General features: G+C 60.8%; 21 protein-coding genes. 8 read left to right on the top strand and 13 right to left on the bottom strand.

The window, feature by feature from the left end; translation table 11 throughout:
• Positions 1 to 74 precede the first annotated feature (74 nt).
• Both JOE62_RS12245 and ychF read left to right on the top strand, forming a co-directional pair.
• Positions 75 to 1,166: a 4-hydroxy-3-methylbut-2-enyl diphosphate reductase gene (locus JOE62_RS12245; protein ID WP_204722577.1), complete on the top strand. Its 1,092-nt coding sequence runs from the start codon at positions 75 to 77 to the stop codon at positions 1,164 to 1,166.
• A gap of 72 nt (positions 1,167 to 1,238) precedes the next feature.
• On the top strand, positions 1,239 to 2,324 hold the full coding sequence (gene ychF / locus JOE62_RS12240; RefSeq protein WP_038990663.1) for a redox-regulated ATPase YchF: 1,086 nt from the start codon (positions 1,239 to 1,241) through the stop codon (positions 2,322 to 2,324).
• A 103-nt stretch (positions 2,325 to 2,427) separates the two neighbouring features.
• On the opposite strand, the gene JOE62_RS12235 is transcribed toward ychF, so the two are convergent.
• Entirely contained in the window at positions 2,428 to 3,417 is a 990-nt protein-coding gene (locus tag JOE62_RS12235) for an SRPBCC family protein (protein ID WP_204722576.1), read from the bottom strand.
• Complete coding sequence (locus JOE62_RS16325; RefSeq protein WP_073705929.1) at positions 3,414 to 3,659, bottom strand: hypothetical protein; 246 nt, start codon at positions 3,657 to 3,659, stop codon at positions 3,414 to 3,416. The genes JOE62_RS12235 and JOE62_RS16325 overlap by 4 nt, the downstream gene beginning before the upstream one ends.
• A 236-nt stretch (positions 3,660 to 3,895) precedes the next feature.
• On the opposite strand from JOE62_RS16325, the gene JOE62_RS12230 reads away from it, so the two are divergent.
• Entirely contained in the window at positions 3,896 to 4,900 is a 1,005-nt protein-coding gene (locus tag JOE62_RS12230) for an alpha/beta hydrolase (RefSeq protein ID WP_338085786.1), read from the top strand.
• 459 nt (positions 4,901 to 5,359) lie between these two features.
• Here JOE62_RS12230 and JOE62_RS12225 read toward each other — a convergent pair whose 3' ends face one another.
• From JOE62_RS12225 to JOE62_RS12200, 6 genes are all read right to left on the bottom strand, one after another.
• Positions 5,360 to 5,653 (bottom strand): DUF4287 domain-containing protein, encoded by a 294-nt coding sequence (locus JOE62_RS12225; RefSeq protein WP_204722574.1) that lies wholly within the window; start codon positions 5,651 to 5,653, stop codon positions 5,360 to 5,362.
• Positions 5,654 to 5,790: 137 nt separating this feature from the next.
• Entirely contained in the window at positions 5,791 to 6,177 is a 387-nt protein-coding gene (locus JOE62_RS12220; protein ID WP_204722573.1) for a hypothetical protein, read from the bottom strand.
• A gap of 48 nt (positions 6,178 to 6,225) precedes the next feature.
• Positions 6,226 to 7,065 carry an alpha/beta fold hydrolase gene (locus tag JOE62_RS12215; RefSeq protein WP_204722572.1) on the bottom strand — a complete coding sequence of 280 codons (840 nt, stop codon included), beginning with the start codon at positions 7,063 to 7,065 and terminating at the stop codon, positions 6,226 to 6,228.
• Between the two features lie 74 nt (positions 7,066 to 7,139).
• Positions 7,140 to 7,907, bottom strand: coding sequence for an Rv2133c family protein (locus JOE62_RS12210; protein WP_204722571.1), 768 nt, complete (start codon positions 7,905 to 7,907; stop codon positions 7,140 to 7,142).
• A complete protein-coding gene (locus JOE62_RS12205) occupies positions 7,904 to 8,443 on the bottom strand; it encodes an Rv2134c family protein (protein ID WP_204722570.1) in 540 nt (179 codons plus the stop codon). The genes JOE62_RS12210 and JOE62_RS12205 overlap by 4 nt, the downstream gene beginning before the upstream one ends.
• 10 nt (positions 8,444 to 8,453) lie before the next feature.
• Positions 8,454 to 9,137: a histidine phosphatase family protein gene (locus tag JOE62_RS12200; RefSeq protein WP_204722569.1), complete on the bottom strand. Its 684-nt coding sequence runs from the start codon at positions 9,135 to 9,137 to the stop codon at positions 8,454 to 8,456.
• A 360-nt stretch (positions 9,138 to 9,497) separates the two neighbouring features.
• Here JOE62_RS12200 and JOE62_RS12195 point away from each other — a divergent pair, with 360 nt between their 5' ends.
• Together JOE62_RS12195 and JOE62_RS12190 are read left to right on the top strand one after the other, a co-directional pair.
• Positions 9,498 to 10,412 carry an RluA family pseudouridine synthase gene (locus JOE62_RS12195; RefSeq protein ID WP_204722568.1) on the top strand — a complete coding sequence of 305 codons (915 nt, stop codon included), beginning with the start codon at positions 9,498 to 9,500 and terminating at the stop codon, positions 10,410 to 10,412.
• Between the two features lie 25 nt (positions 10,413 to 10,437).
• Positions 10,438 to 11,280: an MBL fold metallo-hydrolase gene (locus JOE62_RS12190; RefSeq protein ID WP_204722567.1), complete on the top strand. Its 843-nt coding sequence runs from the start codon at positions 10,438 to 10,440 to the stop codon at positions 11,278 to 11,280.
• A 41-nt stretch (positions 11,281 to 11,321) separates the two neighbouring features.
• On the opposite strand, the gene JOE62_RS12185 is transcribed toward JOE62_RS12190, so the two are convergent.
• The 4 genes from JOE62_RS12185 to JOE62_RS12170 all read right to left on the bottom strand — a co-directional run bounded on the left by JOE62_RS12185 (position 11,322) and on the right by JOE62_RS12170 (position 14,370).
• Positions 11,322 to 11,786 carry a DUF8821 family protein gene (locus JOE62_RS12185; RefSeq protein ID WP_204722566.1) on the bottom strand — a complete coding sequence of 155 codons (465 nt, stop codon included), beginning with the start codon at positions 11,784 to 11,786 and terminating at the stop codon, positions 11,322 to 11,324.
• 64 nt (positions 11,787 to 11,850) lie between these two features.
• Positions 11,851 to 13,050 carry an acyl-CoA dehydrogenase family protein gene (locus JOE62_RS12180; RefSeq protein ID WP_204722565.1) on the bottom strand — a complete coding sequence of 400 codons (1,200 nt, stop codon included), beginning with the start codon at positions 13,048 to 13,050 and terminating at the stop codon, positions 11,851 to 11,853.
• Entirely contained in the window at positions 13,047 to 13,190 is a 144-nt protein-coding gene (locus JOE62_RS12175) for a hypothetical protein (protein ID WP_204722564.1), read from the bottom strand. Before JOE62_RS12175 ends, JOE62_RS12180 begins: the two co-directional genes overlap by 4 nt.
• Before the next feature lie 31 nt (positions 13,191 to 13,221).
• Entirely contained in the window at positions 13,222 to 14,370 is a 1,149-nt protein-coding gene (locus tag JOE62_RS12170) for an acetyl-CoA C-acetyltransferase (protein ID WP_204722563.1), read from the bottom strand.
• Between the two features lie 338 nt (positions 14,371 to 14,708).
• On the opposite strand from JOE62_RS12170, the gene JOE62_RS12165 reads away from it, so the two are divergent.
• From JOE62_RS12165 to JOE62_RS12155, 3 genes are all read left to right on the top strand, one after another.
• On the top strand, positions 14,709 to 15,461 hold the full coding sequence (locus JOE62_RS12165; protein ID WP_204722562.1) for a class I SAM-dependent methyltransferase: 753 nt from the start codon (positions 14,709 to 14,711) through the stop codon (positions 15,459 to 15,461).
• A 64-nt stretch (positions 15,462 to 15,525) separates the two neighbouring features.
• The gene (locus JOE62_RS12160) at positions 15,526 to 16,011 is read left to right on the top strand and encodes a GNAT family N-acetyltransferase (RefSeq protein WP_239543360.1); all 486 of its coding nucleotides are present in this window, start codon (positions 15,526 to 15,528) and stop codon (positions 16,009 to 16,011) included.
• Positions 15,992 to 16,519: a 2'-5' RNA ligase family protein gene (locus JOE62_RS12155; RefSeq protein WP_204722560.1), complete on the top strand. Its 528-nt coding sequence runs from the start codon at positions 15,992 to 15,994 to the stop codon at positions 16,517 to 16,519. The genes JOE62_RS12160 and JOE62_RS12155 overlap by 20 nt, the downstream gene beginning before the upstream one ends.
• Here the strand turns inward: JOE62_RS12155 and JOE62_RS12150 are convergent.
• Positions 16,516 to 17,094: a CDP-alcohol phosphatidyltransferase family protein gene (locus tag JOE62_RS12150; RefSeq protein ID WP_204722559.1), complete on the bottom strand. Its 579-nt coding sequence runs from the start codon at positions 17,092 to 17,094 to the stop codon at positions 16,516 to 16,518. The two genes, JOE62_RS12155 and JOE62_RS12150, sit on opposite strands and share 4 nt — an antisense overlap.
• Positions 17,095 to 17,117: the final 23 nt, after the last annotated feature.

Genomic DNA, 17,117 nt, shown 5'->3' with positions numbered 1-17,117 from the left:
ACTCACAGCGAATAGGGCGTGCTTCAGCTCATATGAGCATGCGCTAACTTGCATGCACTTCGTAGACTAGAGGTATGGCTACTTCCACTTCTACTACGGTCTCGCTGTCAATGCCTCGGATCCCGCGGGTGCGCCGCACCCCGGCCGAAATTGCAGCCGCCTCTCCGACGGTCACCGAGCGCAAGGTTCTGCTGGCCGCTCCTCGCGGCTACTGTGCAGGCGTGGACCGGGCAGTGGTTGCCGTTGAAAAGGCATTGGAGCACTACGGCCCTCCGGTTTACGTGCGCAAGCAGATCGTGCACAACCTGCACGTGGTTTCCGAACTGGAGTCCCGCGGCGCAATCTTCGTCGAGGAGAACGAGGAAGTGCCCGAAGGGGCACTGGTGGTCTTCTCCGCCCATGGTGTTTCCCCGGCAGTGGTGCAGTCCGCCGCGGACCGCAACCTGCAGACCATTGACGCCACCTGCCCGCTGGTCACCAAGGTGCACCGCGAGGCCGTGCGCTTTGCCAAGAACGACTACGAGATCCTGCTCATCGGCCACGAAGGCCATGAGGAGGTCGAAGGCACCTACGGCGAGGCTCCGGAAGTCACCACCATCGTGAACAACCCCGAGGAAGCCGACACCGTCCAGGTGAAGAACCCGGACAAGCTGATCTGGCTCTCGCAGACCACGCTGAGCGTGGAAGAGACCATGGAGACCGTGCGCCGATTGCGCGAGCGCTTCCCGAACCTGCAGGATCCGCCCAGCGACGACATCTGCTACGCCACCACCAACCGCCAGGCAGCGATCAAGAACATCGCGCCGCAGTCGGATCTGGTGATCGTGGTCGGTTCGGCGAACTCCTCGAACTCGGTGCGCCTGGTCGAGGTGGCGCTGGACCACGGTGCCAAGGCCGCCTACCGGGTGGACTTCGCCAATGAGGTGGACGAGGCTTGGTTCGAGGGCGTCTCCACCGTCGGCGTGACTTCCGGCGCCTCGGTGCCCGAGGTGCTGGTCCGCGAGGTCGTGGCGCTGCTGGCGGAGTACGGCTTCACCGACGTTTCCGAGGTCACCACCGCGCAGGAAGACATCATCTTCTCGCTGCCCAAGGAAATCCGCGGCAAGCTCAAGGAAGCCGGGGACGAGGATCGTTCCCTGGGCGGCCACGCTCGCCCGCAGGCCTGACTTCACCCTAAGAATTCAAGCGCCAGTACACCATTGCGCGCTCATCACTAGTAAAAGGTAGAATTTTCTCCCGTGGCTCTTACTATCGGAATCGTCGGACTGCCCAACGTCGGCAAGTCCACCATGTTCAACGCGCTGACCCGTGCCCAGGTGCTGGCGGCCAACTACCCGTTCGCAACCATTGAACCGAATGTCGGTGTCGTGCCGTTGCCCGACGAGCGCCTAAAGGTGCTCGCCGGAATCTTCAACTCGGAGCGCATCCTGCCGGCAACCGTGTCCTTCGTGGACATCGCCGGCATCGTCAAGGGCGCCTCGGAGGGCGAAGGCCTGGGCAACAAGTTCCTCGCGAACATCCGCGAAGCCGACGCCATCTGCCAGGTGACCCGCGCGTTCGTGAACGATGACGTGATCCACGTGAACGGCAAGGTCGATCCGGAGTCGGACATTGAGACCATCGCCACCGAGCTGATCCTCGCCGACCTGCAGACCATCGAGAACCAGTTGCCGCGCCTGGAGAAGGAGCTGCGCAGCAAGAAGATCGAGAAGTCCTTCATGGACAACCTGCTGGCAGCCCAGAAGGTGCTCGAGGACGGCAAGACCCTGTTCGCCGCGGGCAAGGCCGCCGGCATCGACATGGACGAGCTGGCACCGATGCAGCTGATGACCACCAAGCCGTTCATCTACGTCTTCAACACCGACGAGGCAGGCCTGGCCGACAAGGACATGCAGGCCAAGCTCTCCGAGCTGGTGGCCCCTGCCGAGGCGATCTTCCTGGACGCCCAGTTCGAGGCCGAGCTGGCCGAGCTGGAAGAAGACGAAGCCGCCGAGATGCTGGAAGACGCCGGCATCGAGGAATCCGGCCTGGACAAGCTGGCCCGCGTCGGCTTCGACACCCTGGGACTGCAGACCTACCTGACCGCAGGTCCGAAGGAATCGCGCGCCTGGACCGTCCGCAAGGGCGCCACCGCCCCCGAGGCTGCCGGCGTCATCCACACCGACTTCCAGCGCGGCTTCATCAAGGCCGAGGTCATCGGCTTCGATGACTTGGTCGCCGCAGGTTCGGTGGCCAACGCCAAGTCCGCCGGCAAGGCCCGCATCGAAGGCAAGGACTACATCATGAAGGACGGCGACGTCGTCGAGTTCCGGTTTAACGTGTAGTCGAGTTTCGCTTTAACGTCTGGTTCAAGTGCCCGGATCTCCCTGTGTGAGATTCGGGCACTTGATTTATATGCCACAAGCAAGCAGTTCGCCGTCGCCAGGGCTAGCGGAATGTTCGGCTGATCGCGCTGCCAGTTTGGAACAGGGTGATCCACACCAGAAACTTTTGGATTGGACGTAGCGGCCATGCGACAAGTCCTCGCCACCCTTGGCGTCGCGACCATGACCTACTAATTCGTACATGGGTGCCACCGGTCGTGTTCACTAAGGTGAATTCCGTCAGAACCGAATTACTTTGTGCGACGTCGGGATATCCGAAGCTCCATGCGATCCTCTCCGGTTGGTGAATTGCGATGAGTTCAACACTGCGTCGACGAAACTGAGGTTTGATCTTCACAGGCTTCCCGTCCGGGTAATTTGTGGGCGCAACGCCTTCCCAAACCGTACCTGGCGTCGCTTCCTGACTGGTCTGATCGAGGATGCCGATGCTCGGTTCCCACTCGGGGATACGTGCGGGGTCTGCGAGGAACGCCCACACTTCGTCCAGCGGTGCGGATACGAAAGTCTCAGTCGTTCCCGTGGTCCGCCCCTTCACTTTCGCTGTGGCGGGCATGGACTTCGTGGAGGGCGAGTCTGCCCGATCGAGGCGTTCGATGAGCGCATCGGATGTCGTGCCAAGGCGGCCGAGGATATCCGTGATCAGACCGCTGGGTTCTGCGACGAGTTCCCGGAGAACGGCGGCTGCGTCGCCTGACTTGCCTTTGCTGCTGGACCTCGCGATGAGGTCCCGAGCGCGAGCAGTCCACTCGTACCCATCTGTCTCGTGGAACACGATGCGCCCGGCCTCAGGGAACGACGCCTCGATGTCGAGTGAGGCCAGCTGTGCATCACGTTGTTCCTCGACGGCGAGGCGGGCGCTGTCGATGTCGATACCCAGCTCGCGCAGTGCGCGGCCGGCAGACTGGTCGTTGATGACCAATGCGAGGAACAGGTGGTCGATGTCGGCTTCGCGGAGCCCGAGCCGGGATGCTTCCTCCATGGCGGCCAGGGAAAGCGATTGGCTGGTTTGAGCGGCGCGGACGAGTTTGTTCATTTGTTCCTCCTGGGTGTCGAGATCGCGGGATCAATTCTTTTGGAGTGCTTCTTGTGGGCGGCTTGTCGCGTCACTCCGAGCGCGTCGGCGATCTCCTGCCAACTCATGCCTGAACGCAACGCGGCCTCGACCTGCCGAAGTTCCAAGGTGTCCGCGAGTACGCGTAAGGACGTTACGGCCCGCAATCCTGCTTTCGGGTCGCTGGTATCGGCTGCTACTGCTGCGATCCGCGGAGACTCCATGCCGTCAACCTACGTTGCTAAGCAATGGGTTGTCAACCTGGGTTGCTTCCTTGCTCGGCGGGCTCGATAATCGCAGGGCCAGGAGAAGGTCGGCACTTCGAGGGATTCGCCGGGTTCTCAGAGGTTGGTACGTGCGGCGACGCAGTTGAATTTAGGTTCAATGTCAAATACAGGCTTCTTACCCACCTACCTGCGCATCAGTCCCTGACACCGGGCACTCCCGTAACATTGAGGGTATGAATGTGGCGTTTTCAAGGGGCCGAGCGAAGGTGCCACCGGCACGAGCTGGCCGACTCGACTCCACGGACCGCCGGTACGAGCCTTTCGTCCGCCTCGTCCCTGCACCAGTGCGGCGGGTGGCCTCATCGTGGAGGTGGGATGCGCCGGACGGGGGTGGTTCGTGGGACCTGCACATCGAGCACGTGGGTGCCCCGGCGGCTCCGGTCCGAATGCTGCTGGTCCATGGAGCGGGAGGGAATGCGGCGGCGATGTGGCCCTACGCTGCACACCTGAGTCGCCTGGGTGCTCGGGTTACGGTTGTCGATCTGCCCGGTTACGGGCGAACGGTCCGGGTGCGGCGTGGACGCCGCAGCGTCAGTTATGGCGACTGGCTGCAGCTGCTCGTCGATCTCGTGGGTCGCGAGCATGACGAGCGGCCACTTGTCGTCGTCGGGGCGAGCATGGGTGGTGCTCTCGCGGTCGACACGGCTGCAGTGACCGGACTGGCCAAGCGGGTCATCGCGACCTGCCTGCTCGACCCGAGTCGGCCGGGCATCGCTGCCGCCATCGTGCGAGCCCCGTGGATAGCGCGGCTGGGATTGCCACTGCTGCAGTTCGCCCGGGGGCCAGCGGCGAATCTACGGATCCCGGTCCGCGTGCTGACCCCTATGTCTGCGATCTCAAACGACCATGGCCTCAGTCATGCAGTGCTCACCGACACGTGCGGCGGTGGTGGCTCGATGCCGGTGGGCTGGTACCGCTCGTTCCTCGAGGCGGGTCCGGCTATTCGACCCGAGCAATACCAAGGACCACCGGTCGTGCTGTTGCATCCGGCCGAGGATCGTTGGACTATGCCGGAGCTCAGCCTCGACTACCTCGGTCGGCTTCACGGCAAGACCCGCGTCGTGATGCTTCCTGGCTGCGGCCACTTCCCCCTCGAGGAGCCCGGCTTCCAGGTCCTCCTGGACGAGGTTTCGGATGAGTTTGAACAGGTGCTGGATGACCATCGGAGAGGCAGCTGAGTCGGCCGTGCGAGGTGAGGGACCGTAGCCCTGAGACCGGTCTGGCCCGGTGAGGCGTGCATGCGTTCCTAGCTGTGGCGACGTGCTTGAGTTCCGCTTCAACGTCTAGAATCGCGTGAACTCAGCACTCCTCCTTCCGCCCTGAACCGCGGAAAGGGGGAGAGTTCGTATTTAATGCCAATCTCGCCAGAACTTGTCCTGCGCGTGACCCTGCTATCGGCCGGGAATAACTGCCTGGAAACGAGTCGCGGTGTACCTCGGCGTCTCGATCGTAGGTCTGGCCTTGTTCCTTGCAGCCTATTGCCTCATTTCGGGCAGGCAGTTGCTTGAAGCGCTTGACAGTTTTTGGATCGCAATCACGATTGCAATGGCCGTTTCAGGAGTTACTGCAGTTCGCGACCAACGGGAGGACGCTGGGAGCATGCCTGGTGAACAGGACCTTTAGCTTTCGTGTTTGGCTCACTTGGAGGGTTTTGTCGCGATGCCGTCGAGCCAAAGCACATCTGATTCGTCATTGTGCGTGCCGCCGGATCCAACATGTTTGCTGGAGATGCCAGATCCCTTCTGGATGACATGCACCAATGCCATGCCATGACCTCTTCCCAGTTCGTAGTCAGCCTTGAGCCAAGCCAGGATTTCCCCTGCTTTGACACCCTCCTGGTCAAGACCTTTTTCGTGGGCGATTTCGACAAGCTGGCGCGGAGTAAGTCCGGTCTTTTTCTCGATGGTGTCCAGATAGGCCTGGAATGACATGGCGAATCCCTTCGATGGCCTGAAAGCGTGGCATGAACATTACTACCGTAACCGCATGCGAACAATAGAAGCATTGGCTGAGTGCGCTTCAGGTATGTTCGGCATCAAGCGGAGGTTCCGTGTTCTTGCTATGAAGTCTAGTTCCGTCCGACGAATTCCAACGTGTAATTTTCGGAAGTTGGCAGGTGCCCGGGATCATTTTCCCAAGGTATGTAATCGACCGGGTGAAGGTATCCGCCAACAACCCAAAGGTTTAGTTGCCCAAGGTGTTCTCCACCTTTTCCAACGTCGACGGTGGAGAATGGGCCACCGCCATGCCGGATACTGCGGCAATCTCGCTTGCTAGTGAACGAAATCAAGAAGCACTCGCAGTCCTCGAACTCGTAGCCGCCCCAGCGCGCATACTCCAGCTGCTGTCGGGCTAGAGCCGATTCTGCATCTGTGCCGCTGCAGAGCAAAGTCAGCAGCTCTAGTTCAGAAGGCCTAAGTTCTTCGCCTGGTGTACGGGGCGGCATATGGTCCATGAGGAAAGTCTATACTGGCCTGTGACTAGTGCTCGAATCGCTGCTTGCCTACAGGTGCAGCATTGAATCAGCAACTTGGGGGATTGCCGAAGTCGGTATGGCAGTCGAAGCGTTTTCAAGCACGAGCAAGGTAGCGTTTGGGATCTCCCGGGCCAGGGCTTCGCCATTGCCGAGGGGGAAGAACGGATCCTTGGCTCCGTGTACGACCAGTGCGGGGATGGCTAACTCGGGAAGCCGTTCGCGCCAGCGTGGAGCGCAGTCCAGCTTGGAAAAGACAATCCCGATCTGGTTTGCCATGTGGACTTCTGGATCTGCGCTCGCCGTACGGTCCCAGATGCGGGAGGCTAGATCCAGTGCAGCTTCCGGTTCGTTGCCAAGGATTTGGGAGCCCTCGGCGGAGTGTCGGGCAACGGACTCGCGGTCTGCCCAAACTGGCATGGGGCGGGAGAATAGCTTGCCCATGGTTGCTTGGTCATGGTCTGGCAGATCCTTGTCCACCGGTCCTGGAGCGACTGGCCGTGTGCCAACCAATGTCAGGGCGCTAAATCTTTCAGGGTAATCCAGCGCCGCCACCTGGGCGATCATCCCGCTGACCCCAATACCCGCCACATGTGCTGGACGGTCATCCAGCAGTTCAGCCAGTGCCGCGGCATCAGCAGCAAGATCACGCAGGTTGTATCCGGGTTTCATCGGGTTCCCTGCGGTTGATTCTCCGCAATCCCGGAGGTCGTAGCGCACCACATGGCGCCCACCAGCGGCCAATGCCTCGCATAGGGCCTCGGGCCAGGCAAGCATGGTTGCGCCGCCAACGAGCAGAATCAATGGATCGTTTTCGTTTCCGAAGGATTCGACACCGAGGTCTACCTTGTTTGCCTTGAACGTTCCCATGTGCGACCTGTCCTTTGCTATCCGACTCCAAGAATGGCTTGCAGGCTGCCTTGCGGTCAACAGAAAACTCCATGCTAGAAAAGCGGCCAGGGCACGGCAGGCATCTGCCCGCGATGCGCAGGGAATCGCCCTTCACTGAGCAGATCTGTGCAACGGTCGGCGAGCGCCGCGACTTCTTCACCGGTCAGCAGCGCGGCCAGTTCTTGCCCAAGATCCGCGTCCAGTACATCACTGACCCTCTGGATACCGGCCAGTTCGTCCTCCGTCAGCGGTTGGCCAACCCACCCCCAAAGCACGGTGCGCAGTTTGTGCTCTTCGTTGAAGCAGAGGCCGTGGTCGACACCGTAGCGGTGGCCATCTGGCATGGCTAGCACGTGATCGCCTTTGCGGTCGGCATTGTTGACCAGCACATCGAAGACTGCCATGCGTCGCAGGGCAGGAGTATCTTCGTGAAGCAGAGCCATAGGATGCCCCGATTCGTCCTCTCCGTGCAGGACGGTCTTCCAGCCGTCTTCAGGCACCTCGTCCGCGGCGACGATGTCTACCGGGCGCTGTTCTCGATCAATTTCTTGCCATAGCTGCACCATGCCTTCGCCGAATCGCCCGTCGCGCAGCCACGTCTGGGGGACTAGGTTCCAGCCCAGGGCTTCAGATACTCGGAAGGCGGCAACCTCGCGGTAGGCCAGCGATCCATGGGGAAAATCCCAAAGGGGTTTCTCTCCAGCTATGGGCTTGTAGACAACGCTGTTTTGACCGATGTTGCCCAAGAACGTCGCATTGGAAGCGGTGGTGATGCGGCCGGTCAGTTCCAGCTGCGCAGTCAGCAGATCGGGCGCATTCACTGTCGGTTCTCGTCCCTGCAGGTATGCCCATCCGGATCAATCGGATAACCGCAGTTGGAACACACCGGCCGTCCAGCGGCCACGATCTCGTGGGTGCGCATCGCAAAAGCGCGAGCGGTGCCTACGGGCATGCGCACGCGCATGACTGCGCCCGGTCCATCCGGATCGAAATTCTCGTCATCTTCGTCATTCAGGGAGAAAGCTTCCAGAACTACCTGCGCTACTGTTGCGTCCCATCCGAGATTCATCGATCCGACGCGGAATGATTCGTTCACTTCTTCCAGTGGATCGTTGTCGACCAGTTCCACCGGGGTATGTTCGGGAACGTTGAAAGGGTTGCCCTTGACCGTGGAAAGCTGATCCAGGATCTCGTCAATCATCTCTGCAACCGCTGCGGCTTGCTGCTTTTCCAAAGCGATGCTGGAAAGCTCCGAGCCGGCTCTTGCCTGCAGGTAGAAGGTTCGGGACCCGGGCGCGCCGATGGTGCCAATGACAACGCGATCCGGCCAGTTGAATTCGTTGACTGTTGCCGTCATTTCAGTCTCCTTAGTTTCCTGCTCCGCCGCCGACCGGGGCATCAGTTGTCTTTAGGCCGGGGGCTAGCCACGAGAGGTCTCCGGCGTCGGTGTTGATGGAGTACACGCGGGGCGTGCCGGGCCCGTAGTGCACAATCGATGCGGACGCCGGGCCCACATTGATGCGTTGGAACAGATCCAAATGCATGCCCAGCGCGTCAGCCAGTACCGACTTGATGATATCGCCATGGCTGAATGCCGCCCAGACTGCTTCAGCACCATGCTCGGCTTCGATCGCCGCGTCATGGCGCCTGATGGCTGCTACAGCCCGGGATTGCATTCCGGCCATGGCTTCCCCGCCCGGGAAGGTCACCGCTGACGGCGCGGACTGCACTGTTTTCCAAAGTTCCTCGGCAGTCAAGTCCTGCAGCTTGCGACCCTGCCAAAGGCCGTAGTCGCATTCCGAGAGTTCTGGCTCAATCAGCAATTGTGCGGCTTTGCTTTGCTGTTGCATGGCGAATTCGGCTGTCTGCACGCAACGTTCCAGCGGGCTTGAGACGATGCCAGCCAGGGGGATTGCCGCTAGCCGCTCGGCGGTGCGGATCGCCTGTTCTTCCCCGGTATCGTCGAGGAACACGGAGGGCGTGCGTCCAGCCAGTATGCCGGTGGCGTTGGCGGTGGTACGTCCGTGCCGTACAAGTATTACTGTGGCCATGAACCCAGCCTAGTCATGGAGAAGAAGCCAGGCGACTATTGGACCGGCAACTATTGTGCTATTTCAAATGGCCGCCAGGACCGGCTATTGCTCCGCGCCATGTTTATCACGGCCTGATAGCCCCTGGCGATTTTGTGAGTTCAGACCTCCTGCCTGTTGCTTCACACGTGCATGATCACGGCATCGGGGTACGATTAAGGTCGGCCAATTCGGGGCGGCAGCTCCCGGAAGTCCCTTGAAAATGACCCGCCGTGAACGGCGATGCCATGATCCACTCATGGATGTGGCCCCTATATGGAGTGATAGTTCTTGTCTGGAGTCTTCCAGCATCCATCGGCAGAAGTGCGGTCTGATTCCCAGATGCACACCATTGTCATCGACGGCGAGCACGCCGGCCGGCGTATCGAAAAGTTCCTGAGGACCCGGCTCAAAACGTTGCCGGCAGGGCAGCTTTTCCGGCTCATGCGCAAGGGTCAATTGCGCGTCAACGGCAAGAAAGTCCAAGAAGGGTATCGGCTGGGCGAAAATGACAAGATTACCGGCCCGGCGCTGCATGCAGCACCGGGCCGGGAGCCAGCCTCCGACGTACCGGAGTACTTGGTCAAGCGGCTGCGCAACACCGTGGTGCATGAAGACCAAGACGTGCTGGTCATTGACAAGCCTGCCGGCATCGCCGTGCACCAGGGCACTGATAATCCTGCGGGCGTGATCGAAGTTTTCCGCCAGTTGCGCCCGGAACTGCCGGATCTGGAATTGACTCACCGTCTGGATCGCGACACTTCAGGGCTGCTGGTGCTGGCGAAGACCCCAAGCATGCTGCGCTACCTGCATGAGTTGCTCCGGAACCGGGAAGACGAAATTGAACGCCACTACCTGGCGCTCGTGGCAGGGCACTGGAAGCAGGACATCGAATCGATCCACGCGCCGCTGCTGCGCCGCACCGACAAGGTCGTGGTCGACCCGCACGGGCAGCGAGCTGAGACCCGCGTCGAGGTAAGGCAACGCGTCGGACAGCGCGCCACTATCTTGGATGTGCAACTGATGACCGGACGCAAGCACCAGATCCGTGTCCACCTGCAAAGCCAAGGGCATCCGATTGCCTGTGATGACCGGTATGGATTTGCGAAGTTCAATCGCCGTGTTGAACAGCTAGGAGGCCGCGGGCTGTTCCTGCATGCGACTAAGCTAGTGATTCCCAAGCCCGATGGCCAGGAACTGGTGGTCGAGGCACCCATGCCGCAGCGCTGGAAACTGTTGCTGAAGGCAGGACTCTAGCCAAGCAGAACCGGCAGGACGGCAGATGATGGTTGAACGACACTGGAACCAGATAGCCCCGGGAGTATTTCAGCGGCGATATGATCCGTTGGACATCTCCGTTGGCGCGGTGCTCGGCGGACACGGCGTGACGATTATCGATACCCGCAATAACGAACGCGAGGCACGAGAAATCATCGACGAGGCCACAGCGCAGTTTGGTCTTCCAATCGTTGCAGTGATCAACACGCACGCCCACTACGACCATACCTTCGGCAATCAGCTCTTTGCCCAGCAGGGAATCCCGATTTACGGCCATCACCGGATCCCTGCGCATTTCGAGCAATTCGAGAAGCCCCGGCTTGAGTTGGTTCGGCGCTCGCCGGAACTCGAACCCGACATGGATTGGGACGGTGTGCAGGTGACACCGCCGAGCCACCTGCTGGAACAACCCTGCATGCTGAGTCTCGGCGGGCGGGACATCCGGGTAATCCCGTTGGGAGCAGGGCACACCGACACCGACCTGGCGATCCATATTCCTGATGCCAAGACCTGGTTCCTGGGCGATATCATCGAGCAGTCGGGCCCGCCGATGTTCGGGTCGGGCGCCTATCCAATGGGCTGGCCAGGGGTGCTCGAATCCCTGCTAAAGCACATCCAGCCCGGTGACGTGGTAGTTCCTGGCTACGGGGAACCTGTGGGAAGGGAATTCGTGATCCAGCAACTGCACTGCTTCGAGCAGCTCGCAGCGACCCTGGGTGCGGCGCTTCAGAACGGTACAGATATCAAGGACATCGTGTTCCCGGCTGATGTGCGCGCGTTGTGGCCTGCTGATTTCCTGCTAGAGGCAGCCAAGGATGCCTACGCGCAGTTGCCGGGTGCCCAGTAGGATCCACGAAAGCGCGGGGCAGCAGTCCATTCTTCGAAAGGTCAGTATTCGTTCTTGATCACGAAGTAGGAGCCGCGGATGGTTCCTGCCAGCTTGGACTTCTGCCGCGCGAACTTGAACTTCTCTTGCAGCTCGTCTGGCACCTCCATGCCGTCACTGAGCTTGAAGCCGACGGCGCGCTTCTCACCGGGTTCCAAGCCGTAGAGGACATTAATGGACAGGCCTGACTCGTAGAAGACGTAGGCGCGCTTGGCCCCGTCGGCCTCGAAGATGGTCGCCTGCAGCGGCGTGGATGCGATGTGCAGGTCGCGTTCTTCGGCAAGAATCTTGTTCACCCACGCAATGGCGTCTTGGGCGTCGGCCGCTTGCTCGACGGCAAAGTCGTGGTTGAACTTGTTCTTCAGATAACGCGCTTCGTTGGCGCGCAAGCCTGCGAGTGCATCGGCAACGGGCGAGGACTCAAGGCCCTGGGTGGAGACGTCCTTGAAATCGACTAGGTATGGCATGGGCAGTCCTTCGGGGGTTGGCCAAGCGGTAACGCAAGATTCATTGTTATCGTACTCCGCGGTACTAGCTGAAGGCGCTGAAGCCGGTCAGATCCCTGCCGAGAATCAATGCCTGGACCGACTCAGTTCCCTCGTAGGTGTGCAGCGCCTCGATGTCACCGAGATGGCGAATAACATGATTTTCCAGCAGGATTCCATTGCCGCCGAGCAGGTCACGCGCGGTGGATGCGATCCTACGGGCAGCGCGGGTGTTATGGAACTTCAGCAATGATGCCTGAGTGTCCTTCAACTGGCCGGCGGCCTGGATGCCGGCGACGGCGGCACACTGCAACTGCATGTTGGTGATTTCGGCCAGCATCTGCGCCAAGCGTTCCTGGATCATCTGATGTGCGGCGAGCGGTTTGCCGAACTGCGTGCGCTGCTTGGCATACTGCAGTGCAGCTTCAAAGAGGAACTGCGCATGGCCCAGAGCCGACCAGCCGACATTCACCCGGGTATCAACCAGCGCCCGCGAGACATCCTTGAACGATTCCGCCCCGGTGAGACGGGCGGACTCCGGGACGCGAACATCCGTCAGCCGGATCTCTGCCTGCTCGATGGCGCGCAGCACGCCCTTGCCGCGCACCGGGGCGGCCTCGTAGCCGGGGGTGCCCTGGTCGATAATGAACCCCTTGACCTGCGAATCGGCAACATCCCGCGCCCACACGATGGTGATGCCGCCGGCAGCTCCATTGCCGATCCATTTCTTGTGCCCATTGATGATCCAGTGCTTCCCGTCGCGCCGGGCGCTGGATTCCAGGCCCACAGCGTCCGAACCATGGTGAGGTTCGGTCAGCGCGAAGCCACCGAGCAACTTACCTGAAGCCACCGGTTCCAGGTATTGCTCCTGCTGTTCGGGGCTGCCGAAGAATTTTAGGCTGCGCAAGACCAGACCGCCCTGCACTGCAGCTGCCGCGGCCATCGAGCCATCGGCACGAGACAGCTCCATGGCCACCAGTCCGGCGGCCAGCGGGGAGAAGTGTGCGTGGCCGGGGATCCTCAGCCCGTCGGTGAACAGATCAAGCTCGCCCATGCGCCGGACCAGATCCAGCGGGTAATGCCCGTTCTCCCAGTGCTCGTTGATGACCGGCAGGATCTCTTCGCCGTATTGCCGGGCGCGAGCCCAACGCCTGCGATCCTCGTCGGTGGCCGCCGCGAAAGCGGACAGGTAGTCGACGTCCACGGCGGTGGCGAGCTCGTAGGGTGCCCACGGGTCGCGGTTCATTGGGCGCCGCCCGAAGCCGTGTTGCGTTCAGCGCGCGACTTGCGCTTGAGCAATTTGCCCGATTGGTTGCGGCGCATGAGCGCACCAATGGTGTTCGGGTCATCGGGTTTCATCGCCGTATCGGCGGGCAATGCGCTCATGGGTGGTTTCCTTCGTGGCCGGTGCCGGAAGCTAGAGGCGTTCGATGATGGTGACGTTGGCCTGGCCACCGCCTTCGCACATGGTCTGCAGGCCAAAGCGGGTATCGCTGCGTTCCAGCTCGTGCAGCAGGGAGGTCATCAGCCGTGCGCCGGTGGCGCCAATGGGATGGCCCAGGGCGATGGCGCCGCCGTTGACATTGACCTTGGACATGTCGGCGCCGGTTTCCTGCTGCCAGGCCAGGACCACCGCGGCGAAGGCTTCGTTGATCTCAATGCGGTCCATGTCCTCGATGCGCATGCCGGCGCGGGCCAGAGCATGCTGGGTGGCGCGGATCGGTGCTGAAAGCATCATGACCGGGTCATCGCCTCGGGCCGAGATGTGGTGGATGCGGGCGCGGGGCTTGAGCCCATAGCGCTTGACCGCGGACTCCGAGGCAATGAGCAGCATGGCGGCGCCATCAGACATCTGCGATGCGGTAGCCGCTGTATGCACTCCTCCGTCGATGATCGGGGCCAGTGATTGCATCTTGGCGCGGTCCACAGGGCGCGGGCCCTCGTCGGCGGCCAAGCCATCCAGGGCCAGGATCTCGCGGTCGAAGTATCCCTGCGTTTGGGCGTTCAACGCGCGCTCATGGGAACGCACGGCAAAGACCTCCAACTGGGTGCGGTCCAGGCCCCAGCGCTCCGCCATCATTTCTGCACCGCGGAACTGGGAAATTTCCTGCTCGCCGTAGCGTGCAGCCCATCGCTTGGAGCCGGAGTAGGGGTCAGGGAAGCCGAAGTCCGTGGCGGCTGCATTGGAGTAGGAGAGCGGGATGCTGGACATGGATTGGACGCCGCCAGCAATGACGAGGTCACTGGTGCCGCTCATGACCGCCTGCGCCGCGTAGGAGACCGCTTGCTGCCCGGATCCGCACTGGCGTTCCACCGTGGTCCCGGGTACGTGCTCCGATAGGCCGGCAGCCAGCCATGCGTTGCGGGCAATGTCCATGGCTTGGGGCCCCAGCTGGTCGATGCAGCCGAGGATGATCTCATCGTATTGCTCGGAGTCAATGTTGTTGCGGGTCACCAGCTTCGCCAGCGGTGCCGCAGCGAGATCCAGTGGATGGATCTGTGCCAGCGATTTCCCCCGGCGTCCAACCGGTGTACGCAGCGCATCAATGATGTAGGCCTCGGCCATGGAGCTCCTCCATTAGGGGTTTCGAGCAGACCGGAAACGTCTGTTGAACCAACAATGCCCAATTCACCATCAGTTGTCTAGGTCACAATTGATGTGGTTGGCTTGGGGATATGCATGTTGTGCCGGAGCGACTACTGATTAGTAGGAGCGGATGGGGCAAAGTTCCATGCGAAGAATTATTGCGCGATTGGTGCGGACCTTAGGATGCCTGACGAGACAGTGCATGCCGGCAGCGAAGCAACCGACAATGAGCCGGCTTCACCTAGGCAAGGCAAGAATTGTTGCGCACCCCGGCACCTCGACCGGAAACTCTGAGAACGGAATAGGACCACGTGAGCATGACCGACTATGATCCACGAATCACGGAACTCTACGACACGGATAATCCCGATGGACCGGATCATGATTATTACCGTGCACTCGCGGCTGAAACCCAAGCCGATCGGATCCTGGATCTAGGCTGCGGCACTGGGCTCTTGACGGTAACGCTTGTTGGCGAGCGAAGAACTGTTGTAGGCGTTGACCCCTCACCGGTAATGCTTTCCTACGCCAGGCGTCGGCCCGAAGCTGGGAGAGTCACCTGGATCGACGGCGATTCTTCGGCTATCGAAGGCGGGCCCTTCGACTTGATGGTGATGACTGGGAACGTCGCCCAGCACATCCCTGGCCAGCAGTGGGAACGAACCTTGAAACAACTGCGCGAAGCTGCCGGGCCCGGCACGGTGCTGGCTTTTGAAAGCAGGAACCCGTCGACGCGTGCCTGGCAGAAGTGGGATGCTGAAGAATCCACCACTCGGCAGACGCCATTCGGCCCGCTGACCGAATGGTTCGATGCCGACGAAATCAGCTCGGGTCTCGTCCGACTAATGTCCTACGCCAAGTTCGAGCAGTCGCAGGAAGTAGTGGTCGAGGAACTGGAATTGGTCTTCCGCAGCGCCGAGCAGATCAGCGGAGATCTTGCCGCAGCAGGGTTCGAGGTGCGCGCTATCTGGGGCGACTGGACGCGAGAACCATTCAACGGCGAGCAGCCGCTGATGATCTTCGAAGCTGAAGCGGCCAAGGGAAAAACCGGGGCGACGGCTCATGGATAAGCGGTCTTCACAGCTCCGGGTAACCAGGCTTTCCATCGAACAGGCAGCCTGCTTGCAGCGGTTGATGGAAAGCAACCCGGGGTATTCGCAACGTGTTACCGGCGCAGTTCCCGCAGCTGATGCCGCAATCGAGGCATTGACCGCCCTGCCGCCGACGGCGCGGGCCGAGCAGAAAATCGATCTTGGCCTTTGGCTGGATGCAGAACTCGTCGGATTCGCTGATCTGATTGTCGGCTGGCCGAGAACGGACACGGTCCACATCGGTTTGCTCATGATTGACGGCGCAAGGCAAGCAGAGGGGTTGGGGAAGCAGATCCATGAAGAGGTACTCACGCTGGTGCAGGATTATCCGTCGATCACCACCTGCCGGATAACAACTGTCGATACGAATGCCGCCGAAGCGGAACAGTTCTGGACGAGCCTTGGCTACAGGCCTAGCGGGGAAGCCAGCAACCATGCGGCAGGGAACCAGAAGTCATGCGCCCGTACATGGACGCGTCCAGTGACCAGCACGAGAAAGGAGTACCTGGATGAGCAGATCCCCAGATAACGTCCTGTTGCGTCTCTCGGCCGAGCAGGAGCAGCAAGTGCGGCAAATCTTTGCCCAGCTGGAAAAGCGAGGGTTTCCAGCACAACACCAGACTCCGCATATCACCATCACCTTTTCGCCCAGCATGAGCGATGCTGTAGCGCAGCTGGCCGCAGAACTGCTCCCAGATCTCATCCCCGCCTGCTTCCACCGGGTGGGCACGATTGTTTTCGGTACCAAGCGCAAGCAGACGGTTGCCTGGCTGCTGGAAACGACCGACGCCCTGGAAATGGCGGCCCGGGAAATCAGCGCCGTGAATCCCGACGGACGAGGACCCAGATGGACCCCGCATCTGACCATGGGCCTGCGCCTTCCACGCGAGATCGTTCCCGACTATATCCGTGCACTGGATGAGCTGGCATCAGCGCAGCTCAGGGAACTGACTGCTTGCAAGGCAGCACTGTGGAAGCCGCGACTACAGGAATTGACGCTTTTGGCCGGCGACATGGAGCAAGACGGCCGCGACTAGCTGGCCGATGCATGCTGAGTTTTGGCCGAAGCCCGCATGATCCGCAGATACCCGAAGCCGACAAATAGATGCATCGCCGTGCCAACTGCCAAAATGGCCACGCCAGGCGCGGCCAGCACCGACAACTCGGGGATTCTGCCAAAGGCCACGCAGGCCAGACCCAGCATCATGATGGCAGTACGGATCTTTCCCATCCATGTGGAAGCCGGTGGGGATTCAAGGCGCAAGAAGAAATAGGTGCACAGCAGAATCAGGTCAGTGATGAAGATGGCCACTCCAACCCAGAGAGGAATCGCTCCATTAATCACCAATGCGATAGTGATAGCCACGATGCCCAAGCGATCAGCAATGGGATCCAGCAGGATGCCCAGGTGCGAGACCTGGTTGAACCTGCGGGCAATAAACCCGTCAATCCAGTCGCTGAGGCCGAATGCCAGGAGCAGAACCGCAGTCAGCACCGGTTCGGTATCGGCCACCAGATAGCCGACGATGGGGATGACCAAGAGAAAACGAATGATCGTGATGGCGTTCGGAATCGTCGCCCACTCATGTTTGCGTACCGCGCGCGTTTCCACTGTTTTCCCCTTTCCCTTAGTTG

Source organism: Glutamicibacter nicotianae (assembly GCF_016907615.1).
In the GTDB taxonomy this organism is placed as follows: domain Bacteria; phylum Actinomycetota; class Actinomycetes; order Actinomycetales; family Micrococcaceae; genus Glutamicibacter; species Glutamicibacter nicotianae.
This window is presented reverse-complemented; position numbering and strand designations above follow the sequence as displayed.

Bases quoted from the DNA above. Each gene is read 5' to 3' on its own strand.
- JOE62_RS12245 (WP_204722577.1), top strand. From the start codon at position 75: ATGGCTACTTCCACTTCTACTACGGTCTCGCTGTCAATGCCTCGGATC.
- JOE62_RS12235 (WP_204722576.1), bottom strand. From the start codon at position 3,417: ATGAACAAACTCGTCCGCGCCGCTCAAACCAGCCAATCGCTTTCCCTG.
- JOE62_RS16325 (WP_073705929.1), bottom strand. From the start codon at position 3,659: ATGGAGTCTCCGCGGATCGCAGCAGTAGCAGCCGATACCAGCGACCCG.
- JOE62_RS12230 (WP_338085786.1), top strand. From the start codon at position 3,896: ATGAATGTGGCGTTTTCAAGGGGCCGAGCGAAGGTGCCACCGGCACGA.
- JOE62_RS12225 (WP_204722574.1), bottom strand. From the start codon at position 5,653: ATGTCATTCCAGGCCTATCTGGACACCATCGAGAAAAAGACCGGACTT.
- JOE62_RS12220 (WP_204722573.1), bottom strand. From the start codon at position 6,177: ATGGACCATATGCCGCCCCGTACACCAGGCGAAGAACTTAGGCCTTCT.
- JOE62_RS12215 (WP_204722572.1), bottom strand. From the start codon at position 7,065: ATGGGAACGTTCAAGGCAAACAAGGTAGACCTCGGTGTCGAATCCTTC.
- JOE62_RS12205 (WP_204722570.1), bottom strand. From the start codon at position 8,443: ATGACGGCAACAGTCAACGAATTCAACTGGCCGGATCGCGTTGTCATT.
- JOE62_RS12200 (WP_204722569.1), bottom strand. From the start codon at position 9,137: ATGGCCACAGTAATACTTGTACGGCACGGACGTACCACCGCCAACGCC.
- JOE62_RS12195 (WP_204722568.1), top strand. From the start codon at position 9,498: ATGCACACCATTGTCATCGACGGCGAGCACGCCGGCCGGCGTATCGAA.
- JOE62_RS12190 (WP_204722567.1), top strand. From the start codon at position 10,438: ATGATGGTTGAACGACACTGGAACCAGATAGCCCCGGGAGTATTTCAG.
- JOE62_RS12185 (WP_204722566.1), bottom strand. From the start codon at position 11,786: ATGCCATACCTAGTCGATTTCAAGGACGTCTCCACCCAGGGCCTTGAG.
- JOE62_RS12180 (WP_204722565.1), bottom strand. From the start codon at position 13,050: ATGAACCGCGACCCGTGGGCACCCTACGAGCTCGCCACCGCCGTGGAC.
- JOE62_RS12175 (WP_204722564.1), bottom strand. From the start codon at position 13,190: ATGAGCGCATTGCCCGCCGATACGGCGATGAAACCCGATGACCCGAAC.
- JOE62_RS12170 (WP_204722563.1), bottom strand. From the start codon at position 14,370: ATGGCCGAGGCCTACATCATTGATGCGCTGCGTACACCGGTTGGACGC.
- JOE62_RS12165 (WP_204722562.1), top strand. From the start codon at position 14,709: ATGACCGACTATGATCCACGAATCACGGAACTCTACGACACGGATAAT.
- JOE62_RS12160 (WP_239543360.1), top strand. From the start codon at position 15,526: ATGGAAAGCAACCCGGGGTATTCGCAACGTGTTACCGGCGCAGTTCCC.
- JOE62_RS12155 (WP_204722560.1), top strand. From the start codon at position 15,992: ATGAGCAGATCCCCAGATAACGTCCTGTTGCGTCTCTCGGCCGAGCAG.